This window comes from Gemella haemolysans ATCC 10379, assembly GCF_000173915.1.
GTDB lineage: Bacteria > Bacillota > Bacilli > Staphylococcales > Gemellaceae > Gemella > Gemella haemolysans.
Genome location: NZ_ACDZ02000008.1, coordinates 79168 through 99488 on the forward strand (window position 1 = coordinate 79168; position 20321 = coordinate 99488).

Annotated in this window: 20 protein-coding genes, 2 pseudogenes and 1 other annotated feature; of the genes and pseudogenes, 1 reads left to right on the forward strand and 21 read right to left on the reverse strand. The window is 30.4% G+C overall.

Annotated elements, in window-relative coordinates; translation table 11 throughout:
* The first annotated feature begins 160 nt into the window (after window positions 1–160).
* The gene (locus GEMHA0001_RS02765) at window positions 161–1324 is read left to right on the forward strand and encodes a multidrug effflux MFS transporter (RefSeq protein WP_003144234.1); all 1164 of its coding nucleotides are present in this window, start codon (window positions 161–163) and stop codon (window positions 1322–1324) included.
* A 402-nt stretch (window positions 1325–1726) separates the two neighbouring features.
* Here GEMHA0001_RS02765 and GEMHA0001_RS09155 read toward each other — a convergent pair.
* From GEMHA0001_RS09155 to GEMHA0001_RS02865, 21 genes and pseudogenes are all read right to left on the reverse strand, one after another.
* Window positions 1727–2041, reverse strand: a pseudogene (locus GEMHA0001_RS09155) (transglycosylase SLT domain-containing protein); the annotation flags it as partial.
* A gap of 105 nt (window positions 2042–2146) precedes the next feature.
* Window positions 2147–2749 (reverse strand): annotated as a pseudogene (locus GEMHA0001_RS09160) (resuscitation-promoting factor); the annotation flags it as partial.
* Between the two features lie 3 nt (window positions 2750–2752).
* Window positions 2753–3541: a TatD family hydrolase gene (locus GEMHA0001_RS02775; protein WP_003144389.1), complete on the reverse strand. Its 789-nt coding sequence runs from the start codon at window positions 3539–3541 to the stop codon at window positions 2753–2755.
* Between the two features lie 249 nt (window positions 3542–3790).
* Window positions 3791–4168 carry a hypothetical protein gene (locus tag GEMHA0001_RS02780; protein ID WP_003144150.1) on the reverse strand — a complete coding sequence of 126 codons (378 nt, stop codon included), beginning with the start codon at window positions 4166–4168 and terminating at the stop codon, window positions 3791–3793.
* Window positions 4169–4325: 157 nt separating this feature from the next.
* Window positions 4326–4817, reverse strand: a complete 492-nt coding sequence (ybaK, locus tag GEMHA0001_RS02785; RefSeq protein WP_003144224.1) for a Cys-tRNA(Pro) deacylase — start codon at window positions 4815–4817, stop codon at window positions 4326–4328.
* A 145-nt stretch (window positions 4818–4962) separates the two neighbouring features.
* Window positions 4963–5856: an ATP-binding cassette domain-containing protein gene (locus tag GEMHA0001_RS02790; protein WP_003144091.1), complete on the reverse strand. Its 894-nt coding sequence runs from the start codon at window positions 5854–5856 to the stop codon at window positions 4963–4965.
* Window positions 5856–6722, reverse strand: coding sequence for an ABC transporter ATP-binding protein (locus GEMHA0001_RS02795; protein WP_003144246.1), 867 nt, complete (start codon window positions 6720–6722; stop codon window positions 5856–5858). Before GEMHA0001_RS02795 ends, GEMHA0001_RS02790 begins: the two co-directional genes overlap by 1 nt.
* 1 nt (window position 6723) lies before the next feature.
* Window positions 6724–7548 carry an ABC transporter permease gene (locus GEMHA0001_RS02800; RefSeq protein WP_003144238.1) on the reverse strand — a complete coding sequence of 275 codons (825 nt, stop codon included), beginning with the start codon at window positions 7546–7548 and terminating at the stop codon, window positions 6724–6726.
* Between the two features lies 1 nt (window position 7549).
* The gene (locus tag GEMHA0001_RS02805) at window positions 7550–8506 is read right to left on the reverse strand and encodes an ABC transporter permease (RefSeq protein WP_003144182.1); all 957 of its coding nucleotides are present in this window, start codon (window positions 8504–8506) and stop codon (window positions 7550–7552) included.
* A 195-nt stretch (window positions 8507–8701) separates the two neighbouring features.
* Entirely contained in the window at window positions 8702–10261 is a 1560-nt protein-coding gene (locus GEMHA0001_RS02810) for an ABC transporter substrate-binding protein (protein WP_003144429.1), read from the reverse strand.
* Window positions 10262–10581: 320 nt separating this feature from the next.
* Window positions 10582–11745 (reverse strand): 5-methyltetrahydropteroyltriglutamate--homocysteine S-methyltransferase, encoded by a 1164-nt coding sequence (locus GEMHA0001_RS02815; protein ID WP_003144408.1) that lies wholly within the window; start codon window positions 11743–11745, stop codon window positions 10582–10584.
* Window positions 11746–11797: 52 nt separating this feature from the next.
* A complete protein-coding gene (locus tag GEMHA0001_RS02820; protein ID WP_003144271.1) occupies window positions 11798–12169 on the reverse strand; it encodes a GFA family protein in 372 nt (123 codons plus the stop codon).
* Window positions 12170–12384: 215 nt separating this feature from the next.
* A complete protein-coding gene (locus tag GEMHA0001_RS02825) occupies window positions 12385–13125 on the reverse strand; it encodes a cyclase family protein (RefSeq protein WP_003144400.1) in 741 nt (246 codons plus the stop codon).
* 98 nt (window positions 13126–13223) lie between these two features.
* Window positions 13224–13475: a binding site (T-box leader), on the reverse strand.
* 142 nt (window positions 13476–13617) lie between these two features.
* A complete protein-coding gene (locus GEMHA0001_RS02830) occupies window positions 13618–15027 on the reverse strand; it encodes a hypothetical protein (protein WP_003144068.1) in 1410 nt (469 codons plus the stop codon).
* Window positions 15020–15886: an ATP-binding cassette domain-containing protein gene (locus tag GEMHA0001_RS02835; RefSeq protein ID WP_003144221.1), complete on the reverse strand. Its 867-nt coding sequence runs from the start codon at window positions 15884–15886 to the stop codon at window positions 15020–15022. Before GEMHA0001_RS02835 ends, GEMHA0001_RS02830 begins: the two co-directional genes overlap by 8 nt.
* Window positions 15861–16007 carry a hypothetical protein gene (locus GEMHA0001_RS09055; RefSeq protein ID WP_003144365.1) on the reverse strand — a complete coding sequence of 49 codons (147 nt, stop codon included), beginning with the start codon at window positions 16005–16007 and terminating at the stop codon, window positions 15861–15863. Before GEMHA0001_RS09055 ends, GEMHA0001_RS02835 begins: the two co-directional genes overlap by 26 nt.
* A 2-nt stretch (window positions 16008–16009) precedes the next feature.
* Window positions 16010–16378, reverse strand: coding sequence for a GntR family transcriptional regulator (locus tag GEMHA0001_RS02840; RefSeq protein WP_003144371.1), 369 nt, complete (start codon window positions 16376–16378; stop codon window positions 16010–16012).
* Window positions 16379–16572: 194 nt separating this feature from the next.
* On the reverse strand, window positions 16573–17046 hold the full coding sequence (locus GEMHA0001_RS02845; protein WP_003144308.1) for a threonine/serine exporter family protein: 474 nt from the start codon (window positions 17044–17046) through the stop codon (window positions 16573–16575).
* The gene (locus tag GEMHA0001_RS02850) at window positions 17046–17816 is read right to left on the reverse strand and encodes a threonine/serine exporter family protein (protein WP_003144103.1); all 771 of its coding nucleotides are present in this window, start codon (window positions 17814–17816) and stop codon (window positions 17046–17048) included. The genes GEMHA0001_RS02845 and GEMHA0001_RS02850 overlap by 1 nt, the downstream gene beginning before the upstream one ends.
* Before the next feature lie 459 nt (window positions 17817–18275).
* Entirely contained in the window at window positions 18276–18878 is a 603-nt protein-coding gene (locus GEMHA0001_RS02855; RefSeq protein WP_003144319.1) for an ABC transporter ATP-binding protein, read from the reverse strand.
* A 637-nt stretch (window positions 18879–19515) separates the two neighbouring features.
* Window positions 19516–20256, reverse strand: coding sequence for a hypothetical protein (locus GEMHA0001_RS02865; RefSeq protein WP_003144140.1), 741 nt, complete (start codon window positions 20254–20256; stop codon window positions 19516–19518).
* Window positions 20257–20321 lie beyond the last annotated feature (65 nt).

Sequence of the window (20321 nt, forward strand, 5' to 3'; positions counted from 1 at the left end):
TCTATTTTTAAATTTTTTATAAAATATACCTTTATATTTTTAAAAATGAAAAACTGAAAAAATATAAAAAATTTTTTCAAAAAACGAAAAAAAACTTACGAAAAAAATTTTTTTATGCTATAATCTGTTCATATTTCTCAAAAAATCGAAAGGAATCAACATGACATTAAAAAGAAATTCTAAATTGTTTCTAGTGCTCTTTCTAGGAACGTTATCGGCTTTTGGGCCATTTGTTACAGATTTATATTTACCAGCACTACCTACTATGAGTTCGTATTTCAATTCTAATACATCAACAATTCAACTTACTCTAACAGGTAGTATGGTCGGCCTTGCATTAGGACAGCTACTTATCGGACCTATTAGTGATAAATACGGTCGTAAGAATCCATTAATAATCAGCTTAATAGTTTATTTAATAAGTACTATTGCTATTATAATTTTTCCTAATATATACGCAATGATAGTATTACGATTTATCCAAGGTGTATCTTCTGCAGGAGCTGTAGTTATTTCTCGTGCTATTTCTACAGATTTATACCACGGACGTGAATTAGCTGCTTTCTTTGCCCTACTTATGGCTGTTAACGGCTTAGCACCTATTCTTTCTCCTATCCTAGGAAGTTTATTACTAGAACTTACAGACTGGAGAGGAATTTTTGTTACACTTGCATTAATCGGTGTAGTTTTATTAGCTGTAAGCTTTAAATTCAAAGAATCTTTAGCCATTGAAAAACGCTTAGATCTTCCAATAACTAAGACATATTATTCTATTGTCTATGTTGCGAAAAACAAACTATTCTTTTCTCTTGTTATTATTCAAGGGTTTGCCTTAGCTGCTATGTTCGCCTATATTGCGGCATCTCCATTTATCTTACAAACTCATTATAGCTTAAGTCCATTAATGTATAGCTTATGCTTTGGTCTGAATGGTTTTGCTATAGTTTTAGGAAGCAAGAGCGCTGGTAATTTCAAAGAGAAAGTTAGTATCAAACTAGGATTATCCCTTATGTTATTAGTTAGCATCTACCTTGCAGTTGCACTAACTCTTACACTACCTTTCCTATTTATCGAAGTAGGATTCTTCCTTCTTTTACTAGGATTAGGATTTATTTTACCTGCTGGTTCTGCTATCGCTATGAGTTTAGAACGCGAGCGTGCTGGAAGTGCCTCAGCTTTCTTTGGATTTGTGCCATTCTTCTTAGGTGGTGTTGTTTCACCATTAGTAGGAATTGGAAATATCTTTCACTCTAGTGCAATAGCAATCGTAATTTGTTCAGCTATATCATTCGTAACATTCAAACTAGTTGAAAAGAAAATATAAAATAAAAAAATCTAAGTTATAGATTCGGATACTAAAAACATCTACTTTTAAGATAATTTTATCCAATATAACTTAGATTTTTCTTCTTCATTCGAATGCGTTATTATTTTATTATATCATATATTTCTAGTTATTATAAGACTTGTTTTATGCCTTTATTCATGGTAGGTTGTAAGTGAAAAGTAATAGCATATGTGTTAAGGCGAAACTCATAAATCATGATTTCAAATAATCGATTTTATTGAGTCATTATAAATAAGGGGGCATAAAAATGTATATTCCAACAATAGTAATAATTTGTATGGTATGTGGTGGTATAGGTGGAACTATAGGTTATTATCTTACAAAAAAGAATAAAAAAGAAAAAATAAAGAAGACGATTAATCGTCTTCTTTATCTTATTTATCTCATTCCCCAAGCTGATAAGCCTTGTGCTTGATATGCACGAGTAGCTGCATTGATTTGGTCTTGAACTGTTGCTGTAGATCCCCATCCTGGCATTGTTTGGAATAATCCACTAGCCCCAGAAGCATTTCTAGCTCCTACTTGACCATTTGATTCACGAGCGATGATGTGTTCCCAAGTTGATGCTGGTACTCCTGTACGACGAGCCATCTCTTGAGCTGCTGCAGCTCCTTCTGCCCCTGCAGTGTTACCGTTTGATAATACAACAGATCCGCCTGGTGCTGAATATGATTGAGCTGGTGCTGCGTAAGATTGTTTCGCTGCTGCTACTTCTTGTTGTTGAGCTGCTGTACGTTGTTTAGTTCCCACTACTACAACTTTTGCTGTAGCTTCAGTGATTACTTTCTCAGAAGCAACTTCTCTAGATACTTCTTTCCCTTTTTCTCTTACAACGTTGTAAGTAACTTCTTTCTCACCATTTTTACCTTCAACTTTTGTAACTTTCTCATCTACATATTTAGAATCATCTTTTTCTTCTTTAGTTTCAAATTTAATTACTTCTTTTTTAGTTTCAGTAGTTTTTCCAGTTCTAGCAATTTTAATTGTATCAACTGTCGCTACTTCACTGTTTAATCCTGGTGTAACTTCATCTTTTTCACTAAGAGCGATATTTAATTCTTTTAAAATATCTCCAACTTTTTTGTAAGTAGTTTTTCTTACCGTAGTTGTATCTCCATCAACGATTGTTATTTCACGAGCTTTATAAATACTGATAGTTTCCCCACCATTTACTTTTGTATCTAATCCTGGTTCTACTCTATCATCTGCACCAAAAGGAATATCATTAGCGATAAGAACTTCTCTTACTGTTCCTTTTTTAGTTTTTAACTCAATTTTGTTACTATTATCTAAGTTTACGGCAAAAACATTGTGCCCTGTGTACTCTTCCGCTACTACGAAAGCTCCTGATAATAATAATCCCGATGTTGCCGCTGCGGCTATAATTCTACCTAATTTCATGTATTAATCAATCTCCTTTTTATCTTCTAATCCGAACAACGTACATGCATTATTGAATGTTTGTTTTGTTAGTTGTTCATATGACATTTCTTTAAGATCTGCAATTTCTTGTGCTACATAATGCACATATGCAGGTTCATTTCTTTTTCCTCTATATGGTGTTGGTGTTAAGTACGGACAATCCGTTTCAATTAACAACTTATCTAACGGACAAGCTTTTGCTACTTCTTTTGGTGTTTTTGCATTTTTAAATGTTACTGGTCCACCTAATGAAATATAGAAGTTCTCTTTCAACATTATATTCATACTTTCTACAGAACCAGAAAAGCTGTGCATTATTCCACCAATTTCACTAGCCTTTTCTTCTTGAAGTATTTGTATTGTATCTGCCATAGCATCACGTGTGTGAATTACTATTGGTTTATTAACTTCTTTTGCTAGTTGAATTTGTCTTCTAAATACTTCCTTTTGAACATCCTTTGGACTTTTATCCCAGTGATAATCTAGACCAATCTCACCGATGGCTACTACTTTATCATTAGTTAAAGCAATTTTTTTTATCATTTCATATTTTTCTTCTGTAAAGTCAATTGCTTCTACTGGGTGCCAACCTACCGTTAAATATAAAAAGTCATATTTAGCTGTGATTTCCAGTGCTTTTTCTATACTTTTATCATCGAAACCAACTATGTTTATTAATTTTACTCCCGCCTCTTTCGCACGAGCAATAGTTTCTTCTAAGTCTTCTAAATAAGCATCATCATTTAGATGCGCATGTGTATCAAATAACATACCACGCCTCCTTACTCTTAAGATTATATCAAAACAACGTTTCATTAGAATATCTAAACTATTTCAATTATGTTACAATACATTTTCAATTAACGTAAATATTGTTACTTTATGCGTTTTCATCAATATTTCGGGAGAATTATTGTCTTTTTTCAATAATTATTTCTAAATATTTAAGGAGCTGACTAAAAAAGATGCCTTAGAGCATTTAAACACTCTAAGACACCTTTAGTAAATGACTTTATTATATTATTTTAAGCTTAATTCTCCATGATACCAAACACGTACTTTACCATTCCCTATTGGATAAATATCACTGAAGTATAATGTACCCGAAGCCCAACCACGCCCATCATAAAATTGACTATAATTTACACTTGTTGGATACTCTGAACCTACAGGATAGTCATAAGGAATACTTTTAGAAATCTTCTCTCCAGTATCTTCAGAATTATTCACAATTGTACTTTTATCTACTCCAACTGCATTATTTTCTTGATATGTTGTATTTTCTTCATTCACATTATTACTTACACCTGATGAAGAATAGACTGTACCAACTCCTAAGCTTCCTGGAAGCAGTACTAATAATAAACTCATTGCTCCTATTTTAATATTTTTTTTCATAAGCATGCACCTCCCCAACTACTTATTTTACTAATATTATACTCCTTTTTTTTATCGATGCAAACTTTTTCTCGATGTTTTTTAAAAAAAGACTTTAAATATAAATCTGCCCTAAATTTTAGAAAGCACATCATTATCTAAAGTCATTCTTCTTATATTATTCAGCTTTAAAATCTACTACTTGAGCGCCGATAAGTTGCTCTAAAACTTCTGGTTTTACTTCTACTTGGTGACCTACTTTACCTGCAGAGATAATAATCGTTTCAACTTCGCGACATTTCTCATCTATAAAAGTCGGGAACAATTTTTTCATTGCAAATGGTGAACATCCACCTTTTACATATCCTGTAATTTTTGTCAGATCTTTAAGCGGCAACATTGATAAACTTTTCACTCCAGCTGCTTTGGCAAGTTTTTTAAAGTTTATACTATCTTCGCTCATAAGTACTCCTACAACATAGTTACCTTTTCCATCTGTAGTCATAATTGTTTTAAACACTTGATTATGGTCTCGCCCAATAATATCAGCTACTCCTACACCAGTCTTCGCAGCTTCACTTTCTGCATCAAATTCAAAATGATTATATTCAACACCATTTTCATCTAAAAATCGCATAGCATTTGTTTTTAATTCTTTTTTCTTAGCCATAATATCCCTCTTTTCCATATTATATAATAATATTATTATTTTACTCCAAAGTTTGCCTATTGTCAAAATCTCTTTTAAATAATTTGAGAAAATACCAACCTCAAGAGCTAATCCTTCTAACCCTTGAGATTGGTATTTTAATTTACTATTTTAATACAAAGTGTCCTTCTTCAACTTCTTCGAATTTTTCACTGCCAGTTATTACTATTTCCTCTGCACTAACTTCGAATTCTTCAAACATCTGTCTAGCTCTTATCGGATCAATAATCGGCATAGAACTTAGAAGGCGTTTGGTATAAACGTGCTGCGGATTTTTCATAATCTGTGCTGTTGTTCCTAATTCTACTAGATTACCTCTATACATTACAGCTATTCTATCTGCGATATACTCTACTACACCTAAGTTATGTGAGATGAATAAGTATGTTAGAGAGAATTTTTCTTGTAAATCTTTTAATAAATTAATTACCTGTGCTTGTGTTGAAGCATCTAAAGCAGAAGTCGGTTCATCGCATAAAATGAAATCTGGTCTTGTTACAACTGCACGAGCAATACCAATACGTTGACGTTGCCCTCCACTAAAAGCATTTGATAATTTTAACGCATCCTCATTAGAAATTCCCACAAACTCTAGTATTTCTAACGCTTTTTTCTTCGCTGTTTCTTTATCCTCTTTGTGTAAAGCTTCCATAACTATATCTAAAGCACTCATTCGCGGATTTAATGATGAATAAGGGTCTTGGAATATAATTTGCATTTTGCTATATACTTCTGCAAGTTCTTTTTTTGACATTTTTGTTAAAGACTTTTCATTACCTTCTACAAAAACTTCCCCTGATGTGAATGGATCAATATTTAATATCCCCTTACCTAGGGTAGTCTTTCCACTTCCAGATTCGCCTACTACAGCTAGCGTCTCAGCTTTATAAATATCTAAACTAATATCATTAACAGCTATAGTTTCTTTGACTTCTTTGCCCATTCCTTTAGACTTATAAACTTTTCGTACATTTTTTAGTTTTAAATACTCTTTACTCATTACTCCACCTCTTTCAGATACTCATGAGTATCGCTAAGTTTTTGCCAAGTATAGTGTTTGTCATCTTCCTTATAATCAACAGTCAAAAGTTCATTATTAGTATTTTCTAATCTTGCCGCTGCAAGAAGTTGTTTTGTATATGGGTGTTGTGCATTGCTAAAAATTTCTTCAACATTTCCTTTTTCGACAACTCTACCTCTATACATAATATACACATAGTCACACATTCCAGCTATTACACCAAAATCATGGCTGACTAATGCTACACTAAGTTCTGTTTCTTTTTGTAATTTTTTAATAAGAGATAATATCTGTGCTTGAACCGTAACGTCTAGAGCAGTTGTAGGTTCATCTGCTACCAATAACTTAGGATTTGCAAGTAATGCCATAGCTATTAATATTCTTTGACGCATACCACCAGATAATTCATGTGGATATTGTTCCATTCTAAGCGGTGCATTAAGAATTCCTACTTTTTCAAGTTGCTCTATTGCTAATTTTTTTGCTTCTTCTTTAGACTTATTTTGGAATCTTTCTATTACTTCTATTAAGTGAAAACCAATCGTTCTAACTGGATCTAATGAAGTCATAGGATTTTGGAAAATCATAGAGATTGGTAACTTTTCACCCTTCTTAACTTCCTTTCCATCAAAGATAAACTTATCATTTTTATCAAAAATATTGTTAGGGAGAATAGACATTATGCTACGCATCAGAATACTTTTTCCACTACCTGATTCACCAACAACACCAGTGATATGACCTTTTCTAAAATTAATATCGATACCGTGTATTAACTGTTTATCTACTTCTTTATTTGGTTTATAATTAACCGTTAGATTTTTTAATTCTACTATATTTGTCATACTATTCTCCCTCCTTTTGAATATATTTTGTAAGTAAGTTACCAATATTATTGAATGAATAAATTGTTAACATTACAAATAATCCAGGGATGATAGCCATATGAGGAGCACGTTGTAGACTTTGTTGTGCATTTTGTAGCAATGTTCCCCAAGAAGTCATAGGTTGTTGAATACCAAGACCTAAAAAACTAAGTGCCGCTTCTGTCATTATTGCGTTAGCTATTGAGGCACTTGTCGCTACTACTAAAGTTGGTATTATAGCTGGAATAATATGTTTCTTTAAGATAGAGATAGTATTTACACCACTAAATCTACTATATACTACATAGTCATATTCTTTTGCTGATAGAGTTTCTGCTCGAACTAATCTCGCAAGACGCATCCAAGAAAAACATCCTATTACTATAATAATCGAACCAATTCCTGGTTTTAAAAATACACTAAGTACAATTACTAATACTAACCATGGAATAGATGACAATACATCGACTAAACGCATAAGTAAACTATCAATAACTCCACCAACATAACCTGCGATAAGTCCTACTATGGTTCCGATTGTTACGGCAGTCACCATTGCCAGTAATCCTACTATAAGAGAAATACGACCTCCATAGATTACACGAATGAAGTAATCACGACCTACCTCATCAGTTCCGAATAAATGTTGTAAACTTGGTGATTGAGATAGATTCGCTACATCAGTAGCCGCTGGATCAATAGGAATTAAAGGAGCAATTAACGAAACAAAAACTAATATCGCTATAAAAATAAGTGAAAAAATATAAATCTTTGAACTTTTAGCAGTTTTAATAAATCTTTCCATCTTACTTACCTCCTCTTCTAATTCTAGGATCTACTATTGAATACAGTATATCTGAAATTAAATTACCTACTATTACTAATGTAGCTGATAATAACATTACAGCCATTATTATAGGATAATCTAACGCTCTAGTTGCTTGTGTGATATATGGTCCAATTCCTGGCCAACTAAATACTGTTTCTGTAATAATCGCTCCAGTTACTAACATCGGCAGTGACATACCTACTTGAGTTATTACCGGTATTAGTACGTTTTTTATAATATGCCTTGTGAAAACTTGAGTTTTTGTCGCTTGAAAAGCTTGTTGAACTACTACATATTCTTCATTTGTTTGACTTAAAGCTGAAGATCTTACATAACGTGTAAGTTCAGCAAAAAATACAATTGTTAAAGTTAGATAAGGCATAACAAAGTGTGATAATAAATCACCAAAGTCTCCTTCTTTACCAATTGTGTGCATTCCTATTATTGGGAATAAGTTTAACTGGTATCCTAAAACATAGATGAATATCATCGCTATCCAAAATGATGGAGTAGCTATTCCAAGTGAAGCTACAGCATCGATAAGTTTATCTTGCCATTTACCTTTATTTGCAGCCGCTAATAATCCTAATACTATCGCAATCACTAATGCTGTTACATATGCTGGTAATACTAATGATATTGTATTAGGTATTTTCGCTAGAATTTCCTCTCCTACACTATTATGAGTTACTAATGAGTGCCCGAAGTTTCCACTCAATATTTGTCCTAACCAATCCACATACTGAATTAAGAATGGTTTATTAAGCCCACTTTGCTCACGAAGAATATTAATTTCTTCTTGTGACATATTCGACGTTATCTGTGCATCGATAGCATCATATGGAGCTAAATGTATTAAAGTAAATACTATAAACGATATTACTAAAAGTAATGGTACTACTTGTAATATACGTTTCAAAATATATCGAATCATACAATCTCCTTTAAATTCTAATTACTATATTTTTATGAAATTCATTTATAATTTATCACAAATCTTTTGGATATAAATTATAAATGAACGTTCCCCTTAAAACTAATAAAGCGAGGGAGATACTATAAAATCTTATTATAAATAGGATTTTATCGTACTCCCCCTCACACTATATTTTATTTTCCACTACTATTACTATTTAAGAGTAATTTTTGATAAATCATCAAATGTGTAGATTGGTACTAACTTAGCATCGTTAACATTTCCAACACGTTTGTTAACCGCTAAGATTTTTTGGTTATCTACGATTGGGTATAGGTATGCTTGGTTAGCAATTTCTTGTTGAAGGTTTTTGTACACTTCTTTACGTCTAGTTTCATCAAATTCAGCTGCACCTTGTTTGAATAATCCATCAATTTTTTCACTTCTGTATTGGAAGTAATTTGAAGTACCATTTGATCCAAATAGCTTAGAGTATAAATCAGGATCGTTACCCATAATATATCCACCTAAGAATAGGTTGTAAGCTTTAGAACCAGGTTTTCTTAACTCTGTAAAGATAGCTGTTTCATCTCCACCACGAAGCTCTACATTGATTCCTACTGCTTGTAGTTGTTGTTGGATGAATGTTGCTTGGATAGTATTTGCAGCATCGTTACTTGCATATCCTAAGTTAAGTTTCAAGTTAGAAACTCCAGCTTCTTTTAATAGTGATTTTGCTTTTTCAATATTTTGAGTATATTTCTCTACATCATCAGTATGGAATGGATTTTTCGGTGGTAAGAATGAATAAGGGTTTTGGTAGTATTTGCTATCTAAGTAAGCCGCTTTATTCATGTCTTCTTTGTTTAATGCGTATAAAATAGCTTGTCTAACTTTAACATCTTTTAATTCATCTGTGTTTGTGTTTAGTCCTAAGTATCCGATACGGTTTTCACTGTATGGGTAAGTATCGATGTTTTTAGAATCTAAATCTTTAATTGCAGCAGGTAATACATATGCTGCATCTACCTCACCTTTTTGTAATGCTACTTTTGTAGTATCAGCACTTTTAATAATACGTAGTACTACATTTTTAACTTTTGGTTTACCATTGTAATAATTTTCATTCGCTTCAAATTTAATGTATTCTCCACGTTTGTTTTCTACTAGTTTGTATGGTCCAGTTCCCACGGGTGTTTCTTTTAATTCTTTAGCTGAGAAGTCAGATACATTTCCATAAACGTGTTTTGGAATAATGTAAGTTTCATTCGCAATGTTATTTGCCGCAGCTGCACTTGGTTCTGGGAACTTAAATACTACAGTATAGTCATCTACTTTCTCAATAGTTATCGGTTTGTCACCAATCCATAAGTTTTTAAAGTTTCCATTTTCTTTTTTAGCTTTTGTTTGATAAGTGAAGACTACATCATCAGCTGTGAATTTTTGTCCATCAGACCATTTTACGTCTTTTCTTAAGTTAACTTTTAAGCTAAGACCATCTTTTGCAAGTTCAGTAGATTCTGCTAAGGCGTATTCTTTTGAACCATCCCCATTAACTTTGATTAATGGTGAGTAAATAATATTAGTCATTGTTAATCCCCAACGGTCACTTACCTTGATTGGGTTAGTTGATGATGGATCATCACTAATAGCATACGTGAAAGTATCTTTATCTTGAGAAGTGGTAATTGTGTTTTGCGTTTTTGAACTACATGCTGTTACAACACTCATTACTAACGCTAGTGCTCCTATAAACAATTTGTTCTTTTTCATTCTTTTTTCCTCCTTGATTTTAAGTCCTATTTTTCTAACTACAAATTATTTTGGTTTCCCCTATTTAATAATGGTTAAATACATTTGTCTATTCGACAGTGAGAGACTTACATTGCTACTCATGTATTAATTAAATAGACTATATTTCATAATAAGAATAATAAAACCAGATATTATTTAACATTGAACGAATGAAATCAATGCTAGTTTAGTTTACTGTATTATATATAAATATGTCAATTTATGTGCTTACTTTTATCATTTACTTTAATTATATAATTCTTTTAATTTAGTATACTCGAATAAATATTAAAATATTATTATTCTTCTGATCCCCAAACTTCTTCTACAATTTCTTTAATTAGGGCTATTTTTTTCCATTGATCTTCTTCAGTAATCACGTTTCCTTCTTCTGTAGAAGCAAAACCACATTGAGTACTTAAGTAAATATTTTCTAATGGTACGTATTCGCTAGCCTCTTTAATTCTTGCGATTACTTCTTCTTTATCTTCTAAATCTGCAAATTTAGATGTAATTAATCCTAAAACAACTTTTTTATCTTTTCCTACTTTTGCTAGTGGCTTGAAATCTCCTGCACGATCTGTATCGTATTCTAAGTAGTATGCATCTACGTTTTCTCCCGCAAGTAGCTCATCTTCAACATTTTGATATCCACCTTGAGAAATCCATTTAGAAGCAAAGTTACCACGACAAACGTGTGTATTAATTGCTAAATCTCCTGGCTTTCCTTCTATTGTTTCATTGTTAAGAGCTAGACAACGTGCTGCATATTCTCTACGAACTTCTTCTAATGGACGCGCGTCACGGAAACGGTTCGCAAATCCATCATCAGCTAATGCTCCCCATGTACAATCATCAAATTGTAATACTCGTAATCCCTCTTTATAAAGGTCTGCAATTACTTGTTTATAAGCTGCTACAATCGCAGCTTTTAATTCTTCAAATGTTGGGTAGAATTTTTCATATCCTTTAATGTGATCTTCAGTACGGATTAACTCGAAGTATAGTTGTGATGGTGATGGAATTGTTAATTTTACAGTCACATCTTTTTTATCCGCTACTAAGTCTCTTAAGAATTTGTAGTGTTCTACAAATGGGTGATTTTCTCCACTGATTTTTCCTGATACTTTTGCTGTATCTGGTTTAGTTTCGATACCTTTGAATGGGTAACCTTTTTCTCCTTGAACATGTTCTACACCGTTAAGTCCCCAAAAGAAGTCTAGGTGCCAGTATGCACGACGAAACTCTCCATCTGTTACTCCTTTTAGTCCATTTGCTATTTGTTTTTCAACTAATTCTGTAATTACTTTATCTTCTACCTTAGTTAATTCTTCTTGTGATAATTCTCCTTTTGAGAATTTCTCACGAGCTTCTACTAACTCCTTAGGTCTTAAAAATGAGCCCACGTGATCTACTCTGTATGCTGCTCTTTCTACTACTTTATTTTGACATCCTTGACACATAATATTTTTTCTCCTTTTGTTTAACTAATTTATTTTCTCTATCTTCTTAAATCTATTTATCAAGCAACCAAGAAAAGGCTGGATCCTGAAAAATATGACGTTTAGGAACAGTTTGTAAATTCTGATCGCATTCATCTATTGTCCCTAATTTCAAAGCACAGACTTCTGGTATATTTTCTTGAACAGTAAAAATTTGACTATGACAGTTCTGGCAGTAATAACGCTGTTTTCCTGGAGAAGAACTATAGGAAACAAGATTTTCTTTTCCATGCAATACTAGCTTTTTACTGCTAACTTTAGCATTAACTGTATAGGCAGACGCAGTTGCTTTCCGACAAAATGAGCAATGACAAAAAACTAATTCCGATAATTCCTCATCTAGAGTGTAGGTCACTGCTTTACATAAACAAGATCCTTTAAGCATTATGTATGCTCCTTTCTACTACTTTATTTTGACATCCTTGACAGATATCCTTTTATTTAACTAATTTATTTTCTCTTTTAACTTTACTCTTCTGACTTTATTATTTTGACTTTATTATAAATTGCTAATTAATTTTGACCCCAAACTTCTTCTACGATTTCTTTTATTAGGGCGATTTTTTTCTCATAAACTAAAACTTTTTTATAAAGACCGTTCTATTCGTCTTCTGGTAGTATCGCTACTACTCTTACCGGTGATCCAGTTGCTTCTGTCCAGTTTGGATAAGCAATTGAGATTAATGCTCCAGTCGCTGGTACTTGGTCAAGATTTGCTAAAACTTCGATTTGGTAAATATCTTGTTCTAGTAAGTAATACTCTTGAATAAGTCCTTCAGCTGCGGCTGTAACACCTGAATCAGTATCTAGTGTTTCATGGCCTACAGCTTTAACTTTTCTTTCTTTAATTAAAAATTCTAGTGCATCTCTCCCCCATCCTGGAGTGTGCTGAACTTCATTTTCATCTAGATTTCTAATTTCATCATAACTTGGCCAACGCTTAGACCAATCACTTCTGAATGCTACGAATGATTCTGGTAATATTTCTCCATGTTCAGCTTCAAAATCAAGAATATCTTGTTTAGAAATTACATAGTCATTATTCTCCGCTACTTCTTTACTCTTATCAATTACGTATAAAGGTAATAGTAAATCTTTAAGTTCAATTTCATCTAACCAACGTCCACCTTCAACGAAGTGAATTGGCGCATCGATGTGTGTTCCATATTGTCCAACAACTGAGAATTTTTGAACATAGAATCCATCTTTTAAAGTAAAGACATTTTCTTTTTCTAACGCAGGTAACGCTGGAAACTTAGGTGAATTTTCATCAATTTTGTGGCTTAAGTTAACCCATTTTTTGTTTTTTAAAGTTTTATAGATATTTAGTAATTCTGACATGTTTCTTTCCTCCGAAATGTTTATATTATTTCTTTAAGTTAAGAATTCTTGTGATTATTTTGAGAAATAAAAAAAGTCCTCACAGAAGCTTTTGCTTCTGCAAGGACGTCTAATAATTTACGTGTTACCACCTTACTTTATGATATTCTCACAAATATCAACTCAAAAAGTACGCACCAAAATACAATGGTGTTATACCCTGAAGCTATAACGGGCTCACCCGTAAAGGTCTAATTATTCGACCATTAACACTCAAAGACCATTTTCAAAGTTTCCAATACGATCTCTTTTCACCAACCGAGACTCTCTTTACCATCTTTCACTTTTACTTATCTTATCAACGTGTGAATCATTAACTTGTTATTTAGTATATCAGTAAATTTTTTATGTGTCAACCGTTTTTTTGAAAAATTGTGTAATTCCTTTTGAAAACTTCACAAAACTCCATAAAATAGTCAGAAAATAAAGAATGATTTATAATTGTTTTTAATTTTATACTCTTATTTTTGTTCCAACTAATTTCCAAACTATAGCTGGTATTAATAATATCGTTAATGCTAAGGATACACCCTGGCTAATAGTAAACACTTCTGTTAGCACTACCAGTGAAAAAGCAAATACTCCCATTAATAATATTAAATATCCCACTAATGAAACTCTTTCTATTATGAAAAATTCACCTTCTTTTTCTACATTATGTACTTTATAAACCTTACTTGCTAACAGCATAATTATTGTTAAAATAACTAGGTAAATAATAATATTCTTCCAAGGTGTGTAACCGAAATAATAAAATATTGGCATCCTTGGTATATTATCAATAAACAGTCCTTCTGGAAGATAATTTACAAAGAACAATCTTCCTATAGCAACCCACACTCCCAATGGATAATATATCAGTGTAAGAGCCGGAATATACATCGCACCTATGCTTAATATACTTCCACAAAAACTTGATAAGATAGCTCCTAGTAATACTAAACCTATTCCCAGTATATATATTTTATTATTTATTTCAAGTACCGCTGACACGTTATAAATTTTTCCTAACAAACTATTACTTATAACCGCTATATTAGCTAGTCCTGTTAGAATATAAGTAACCATTAAAGTTAAGAACGATAGAATTACTTTTGCAAAATATACTTTTTCTTTTTCATATGGTAAGCTAGCTACAAATTTACCAAAATTAGTATGGTATTCAACTCCAAAGATTAACAATGGGATTAAAGTTATCAAAATATAATAACCAATATTAGTCCCCTCGTTAAACATAGTTTCTTTCAATTTAACTTTACTAGCTTCTAGATTTTCTTTTAAGAAGGTTAATGTTTTTATATTACTAATATCTAGTGCAGGAGGATATACTTTATCTAATTCCTCTTGTTTATCAAAGTACTCCTTGCTACCTGGCTGCATTAGTGACCATTCTTTATACTTAGGAACGTTATTCAGTTCTTCTTCAGTTAAGTATTGTTTGAATTTTTCACTTCCTCCACCTGTAAGTACATTTAGATTCTCATTATTAGTATAAAATGTCCATAATGGAGAACTTGGAAAATTATGTAAATATGCTCCAACCGCATAAGAATGTTTCATCTCATCTAATTTTTCTTTTGACAGTTTTTCTTTATAATTTTTTTGATATTCTTCTTTCAACTTATACAATTCATGTGTTTTTTTATTTAATTCTTCATTAGATGCGCCCTTTCTAATTTCCAATTCCTTTGCTATTCCTGTAGTTAATTGAAAATCATAAACTGCAATCCCATTTTTCAATTGATTTAGTTGTTTATTAGTAGTCGTAGCCGCAAATGTCGAGAAGGCAATTAATAGTATAACTAACATAATTGAATATTGTTTTAAATATATGCGCATAATCTTTAAAATATCTTTACACATTTTCATCTTCCCCCTTACTATTTAATAAAAAGATATCCTCTAATGCAATAGGGAGTTTATCATATTGAAGAAGATCTTTATCTTGAATAATGTCATGAGTAGCATCATAACTTCCCCTTATAATAACTACATAGACTCTTCCAATATTACTAATCATTCTTACATCAGGATTGTTACGTAACTCCTCTGGTATTTTCTCTTGATACACTAATTGATATTTACTATACTCATCCTTATTAATTTCTTCACTAACTCCAACTCCATCATCTAAATAGACAACCTTATCACTTATATTTTCTAGAGCATTTAATTGGTGACTACTAATTAATAGCCCAATCCCATCACTTTGAGCATCCAAAATATAATCAACTATCTTTTTAGTATTTATTACATCTATCCCATCTAGTGGTTCATCTAAGAGGATAAACTTAGTTCGGCATGAAATCCCCAAAATCAAACTAAAAATAGCTAGTTGTCCTTTTGATAATTCAGATAATCTGCTGGTTTGTGATAATTTAATTTTTTCTAATTCTGTTTTAAAATATTGTTCATCAAAATTTTCATAAGCTAACTTATAAAACTCAAAAACCTTTTTAATTTTAGAATTTTTAAAATAATCGAATCTATCTGGTATATAAATCAGTTGTTTTCTTATATTTTTATTATCTATGCCTTCAATTCCTATTTCACCAGAATCTTGACTATATATTCCTGATAGTATCTTTAATAAAGTTGTTTTCCCACTTCCATTTCTACCAACAAGTGCTACAATTTCTCCTGTACTTACGGAAAAACTAACATTATTTAATACTATCTTTTTAGAAAATTTTTTATTAATTTTTTCTATCGTAAGTTTCATAATTTTTCTCCTTAATCTTTTCTGAAATAACTTCGCATAATTTCTCCATCGATAATCCTAAAAATTTCCATTCCATGATTAATTCTTTTAACTTTCCATCAATCTTCTTCTCATTATCCATAATTAATCACCCTTTCGAAATTCCAACTTAATTTTTTCTAATAAATCTTCTTCCGAGATTCCTCTTATTTTTACTTCTCTAACTAAATCTTCAATTATCGAATCTATTAGTTCATAATTTGGAACAATATTATCAAAATTATTTGTAATAAAAGTACCTCTCCCTACTATCGTTGTAATTATCTTTTCACTTTCTAACTGTTGAAATGCTTTTTGAATTGTACTGACATTAACACTAAGCATTTTCGAAAATTCTCTTACCGATGGTAATTTATCTCCCTCCTGTAATAAATTTTTGCTTATCATAGACTTAATTTGATCTACTATTTGTTTATAAATCGGTTTCTCTGATAATGAATCAATTTGAAACATAGTAACCTCCTTCCTAAGTGTACCATATACCGCCATACATCTTCTACTTAAAGTGTACCATATATTACCATACATTACAAGTAAAAAAATAAGATATAATAATAAATTTCAAAGAAACAATTATTATATCTTACTCTTACTTAGCTTATCATAAAATCGTACCAATTTTTTCCGATAATTCGATTTTTGTAAATCTATTTATTTAACTTTTTATTTAATAATGGTTTTAGTACGACTCTAAAAATCGAATCAGCTATTATTATACCAACTGCTAACCCTATAGCACCATAAAAACTATTTAAGAAAATCTTTGCAGAATTTCCATATTCATCTAATAATAATGTTCTGAATGCATCATAAATAGTTACTCCAGGTACCACCGGTACTAGTCCTGGAACAAAATAGACAGTTACAGGATTTTTAAATTTAATCGCACAAATTTGACCTATATTAGCTAATAATAACGAGCATACTAAACTTGACATAAATACACTATGTCCATGACTCCACATTTCCCAATATCCACACCATCCTATAGCCCCAATTATTCCACCAGTTACCAAAGTTTTTCTTGGAACATCACAAACAATTCCAAAAGATACTGAAGATATAAAACTAAATATAAAATGATATAGTAGCAACAAGGCATGACTCATTACAGCAAGCATTATACCACACCTCCTAGTAGTCTAACTATATAGTACACAGTAACTATTCCTGCACCTAACGCAAATGCTACACAGAAACTTTCAATAAATCGAATAGAACCAGAAATAAACTGTCTGGCGATAATATCCCTCATAGAGTTTGTTATCGTAATACCTGGTACAAGAGGCACTACTGCACCTATCATCGCGAGTCTTAGTGAATGTCCATTTAATAACGCATAGCCAATATAGCCAGCTACACCACCGACAAAAGTACTAATATACTCAGAAATAAAAGGTGCTTTTAAATAGTCGATAACTTTAATATAAACATAAAATGCTACTGCTCCAGCTATTCCTCCTGGTATAACATCCCAAAAGGTACCATCAAAGATCAAGACAATGCTACCACTAAGAACCCCTGAACAAAGAACTTTAAACCAATCCTTTATAGGACTCTTTTCTTCTTGAACTCTTTTTAGTGCCTTATACATATCTGGTAAACTTATTTTTCCTGATGTAAATGCCCTCGATAGCGAATTAACTTCCGATATTTTTGTTAGATTGTAGGTTCTGTCCCCTACTCTTCGGAAATCAGTCCCTAGTTTTTCTATCCTAATAAATATACCTGTAAGAGTAACATGAGTATAATATTCATCAATACGATTATCGCCAACACCATGCTTAATGATTCTCTCAAGCGTATCTTCAGTTCTATATACCTCGGCACCATTTTCCATTAATATTTTTCCCGCAAGTAACGCTGTTTTCATCAATAACTTCTCATACATTACTCTTCTCCATTCAAGATTAGATATAAAAATCAAATTAAATAAAAACCATATATAATTACATATTTTTAAATAAATTAAAATTCATTACATATCTAATCATCTTACCTTCCATAAATAAATTTTAAAATCATTATATCATAAAACCATGTATAAAAACATAGTTTTTCAATTATACAAATTAAATAATCATAGGCTGTTAGTTCCAAAAGTAAGGGAGTGACTCAAAAATCTTGATTTCAGAGAAACAAGATTTTGTTGAATCACCCCTTCAAAATTTATTAGATTCTAAAAATCTTAACACTAACTCGCAGTCTTGACTATGAGTTAATCATTAAATTTCACAGATTCAAAGGTTAAAGAGTAATTTTATAATTATTATTTTTATATGCGTTCACACTATAACTTTGTTAATACTGTACTTATGTACTTATATCCTTATTACTAATAGTGATATAATTATAATTCTATAAATTCATCACATAACTCCTCTATATCATCTTTGATATGTGAAGTTAAAATAATCAATCTATTATCGTTAATATAGTTTTTTAAATATTCTTTAGTTTTAGTATGACTTTTTTCATCTAATCCATTGAAACATTCATCTAGTATCAATATATCAGGATTTGTCATGAATGCCTGAATAATCAATACTTTTTGTTTTGTACCTAACGAAAGATCCTTGTATTTCTTGTCCTTATGCTCGAATAAATCATAAAATTCAATCCAAAAATCAAGATTAATATCTTTATTATCGCTTAACATCTTAATAGTATTTAAATTATCGTATAAAGTATAATTTTCTATGAAATCTGGTTTTTCTATTACAATTCCTGCATTTTTTATAAAATTAAATTTATTACGAAGTTTTACAGTATCTTGATAAACAGAACCCTTAGTTAAAACACTATATCCGCATAATATCTTTAAAAGAAGTGTTTTCCCTTTCCCATTTTTTCCTGTTACTCCATAAATTTTTCCATTTTCAAATTTTATCGAATAATTTTCAAATATATACTTACCATTAAATCTTTTATAACCATTTTTTATTTCTAACATATTAATCCCTCCTAAAGATCTTTCGTACTATACATTTTAAAAATACTAAAAAATATCACTAATATCATAATTAAATAATAATAAACAAATGAAATATTATTTAAAAATACAATGTAAATAACTATTGTTAAATAACAAAAACCCATTACAATAACCTTATTAAAATTAAATACTGTATTAATCAATAATATCATAAAAAATAAAAAGTATATTTTAACTATTTCTAAATTACCTACTAACAAACTTCTAAGACATATTTCTTTAAATTTATAAATATATATTATATTAAAAATAAATATATACCCAAAGTAAGAAAATAAAAGATTCTTAAATAAATATAGTATCACTTTAAAATAATATTGAATTATGTTTCTACTATGAAATTTTATTATTACTTTAAAATTATTTAAACTAACAGAAAAGACATTAATAAAATTCCACAACATTAACGTATATAGGCTAATCAAAAAAATTAGTTGTGTAATGTTAAGTTGGTGTTCCAAAATATATACATTATTAATATAATTTTTTATAAGTATATCGTAAGATAAATCATGATATTTTTTTATTTCCAATATAAAAAGTAAAATTACCAGTATAACATTCATCTGAAATTTTGATAATAATTTTTTCATACTTAAAACTCTTTTCTTTTAAATAGTTTAAATATAAAATAAATAAAAATAAGATAAATATAAGTTCTAATTATTTCATAAAAATAAGCTTGTGAATTAATACACCAAGAAATAGAAATATCAAGTTGATAGTATTGTCCTATATATGTAATTATAAATCTATTTCCTATATATAAAATCAAATAGAAAAATATAAAAACTCTTATGTAATTATAATTATAATCAAGTATCTCAGTTAAAATTAAACTAGTTAAGAAAATAACCAGTATGTGACTTATCCAATACAAAAATAAAAACCAAAATGTAGAATTATTAAAGTAATTTAAAACACTATCTTTAGCAAAAAGAAACTCAAAGTTAGCACCCGGACGTGTTTTTAATCCTCTTAATAAATAGCTAATTAATACGTAATAAAAGAATATTACATTAAAAATAATCAACGGTATTGTTGAAACTTTTAATTTTAATATAAATAGATATTTTTTTATTTTATCACTTTTCCCAATTATATATTTAATTATTTTTCTACGGAATTTATTATAATAATATAAACTAGGAAGTAAGGTCATAGGAAGTACTATTAGTTCATAACTATATAACTCACCAAATAAGATACGAACATCATAATAAGAAAGTACATATTTATTACGTGCCAGTCGTCCATCAATAGTAAGATCTTGTGCATTAATATCATACGTGAAGAAATCATACCAAACTTTAACATCAATAAGTGCAAAATACAAAACAAAAAAAGTAAAATAAAAAGTAAATAATATTTTTTCGGAATTTTAAACATAACAAAAAGATC

Bases quoted from the DNA above. Each gene is read 5' to 3' on its own strand.
- GEMHA0001_RS02765 (WP_003144234.1), top strand. From the start codon at position 161: ATGACATTAAAAAGAAATTCTAAATTGTTTCTAGTGCTCTTTCTAGGA.
- GEMHA0001_RS02775 (WP_003144389.1), bottom strand. From the start codon at position 3,541: ATGTTATTTGATACACATGCGCATCTAAATGATGATGCTTATTTAGAA.
- GEMHA0001_RS02780 (WP_003144150.1), bottom strand. From the start codon at position 4,168: ATGAAAAAAAATATTAAAATAGGAGCAATGAGTTTATTATTAGTACTG.
- ybaK (WP_003144224.1), bottom strand. From the start codon at position 4,817: ATGGCTAAGAAAAAAGAATTAAAAACAAATGCTATGCGATTTTTAGAT.
- GEMHA0001_RS02790 (WP_003144091.1), bottom strand. From the start codon at position 5,856: ATGAGTAAAGAGTATTTAAAACTAAAAAATGTACGAAAAGTTTATAAG.
- GEMHA0001_RS02795 (WP_003144246.1), bottom strand. From the start codon at position 6,722: ATGACAAATATAGTAGAATTAAAAAATCTAACGGTTAATTATAAACCA.
- GEMHA0001_RS02800 (WP_003144238.1), bottom strand. From the start codon at position 7,548: ATGGAAAGATTTATTAAAACTGCTAAAAGTTCAAAGATTTATATTTTT.
- GEMHA0001_RS02805 (WP_003144182.1), bottom strand. From the start codon at position 8,506: ATGATTCGATATATTTTGAAACGTATATTACAAGTAGTACCATTACTT.
- GEMHA0001_RS02810 (WP_003144429.1), bottom strand. From the start codon at position 10,261: ATGAAAAAGAACAAATTGTTTATAGGAGCACTAGCGTTAGTAATGAGT.
- GEMHA0001_RS02815 (WP_003144408.1), bottom strand. From the start codon at position 11,745: ATGTGTCAAGGATGTCAAAATAAAGTAGTAGAAAGAGCAGCATACAGA.
- GEMHA0001_RS02820 (WP_003144271.1), bottom strand. From the start codon at position 12,169: ATGCTTAAAGGATCTTGTTTATGTAAAGCAGTGACCTACACTCTAGAT.
- GEMHA0001_RS02825 (WP_003144400.1), bottom strand. From the start codon at position 13,125: ATGTCAGAATTACTAAATATCTATAAAACTTTAAAAAACAAAAAATGG.
- GEMHA0001_RS02830 (WP_003144068.1), bottom strand. From the start codon at position 15,027: ATGTGTAAAGATATTTTAAAGATTATGCGCATATATTTAAAACAATAT.
- GEMHA0001_RS02835 (WP_003144221.1), bottom strand. From the start codon at position 15,886: ATGAAACTTACGATAGAAAAAATTAATAAAAAATTTTCTAAAAAGATA.
- GEMHA0001_RS09055 (WP_003144365.1), bottom strand. From the start codon at position 16,007: ATGGATAATGAGAAGAAGATTGATGGAAAGTTAAAAGAATTAATCATG.
- GEMHA0001_RS02840 (WP_003144371.1), bottom strand. From the start codon at position 16,378: ATGTTTCAAATTGATTCATTATCAGAGAAACCGATTTATAAACAAATA.
- GEMHA0001_RS02845 (WP_003144308.1), bottom strand. From the start codon at position 17,046: ATGCTTGCTGTAATGAGTCATGCCTTGTTGCTACTATATCATTTTATA.
- GEMHA0001_RS02850 (WP_003144103.1), bottom strand. From the start codon at position 17,816: ATGTATGAGAAGTTATTGATGAAAACAGCGTTACTTGCGGGAAAAATA.
- GEMHA0001_RS02855 (WP_003144319.1), bottom strand. From the start codon at position 18,878: ATGTTAGAAATAAAAAATGGTTATAAAAGATTTAATGGTAAGTATATA.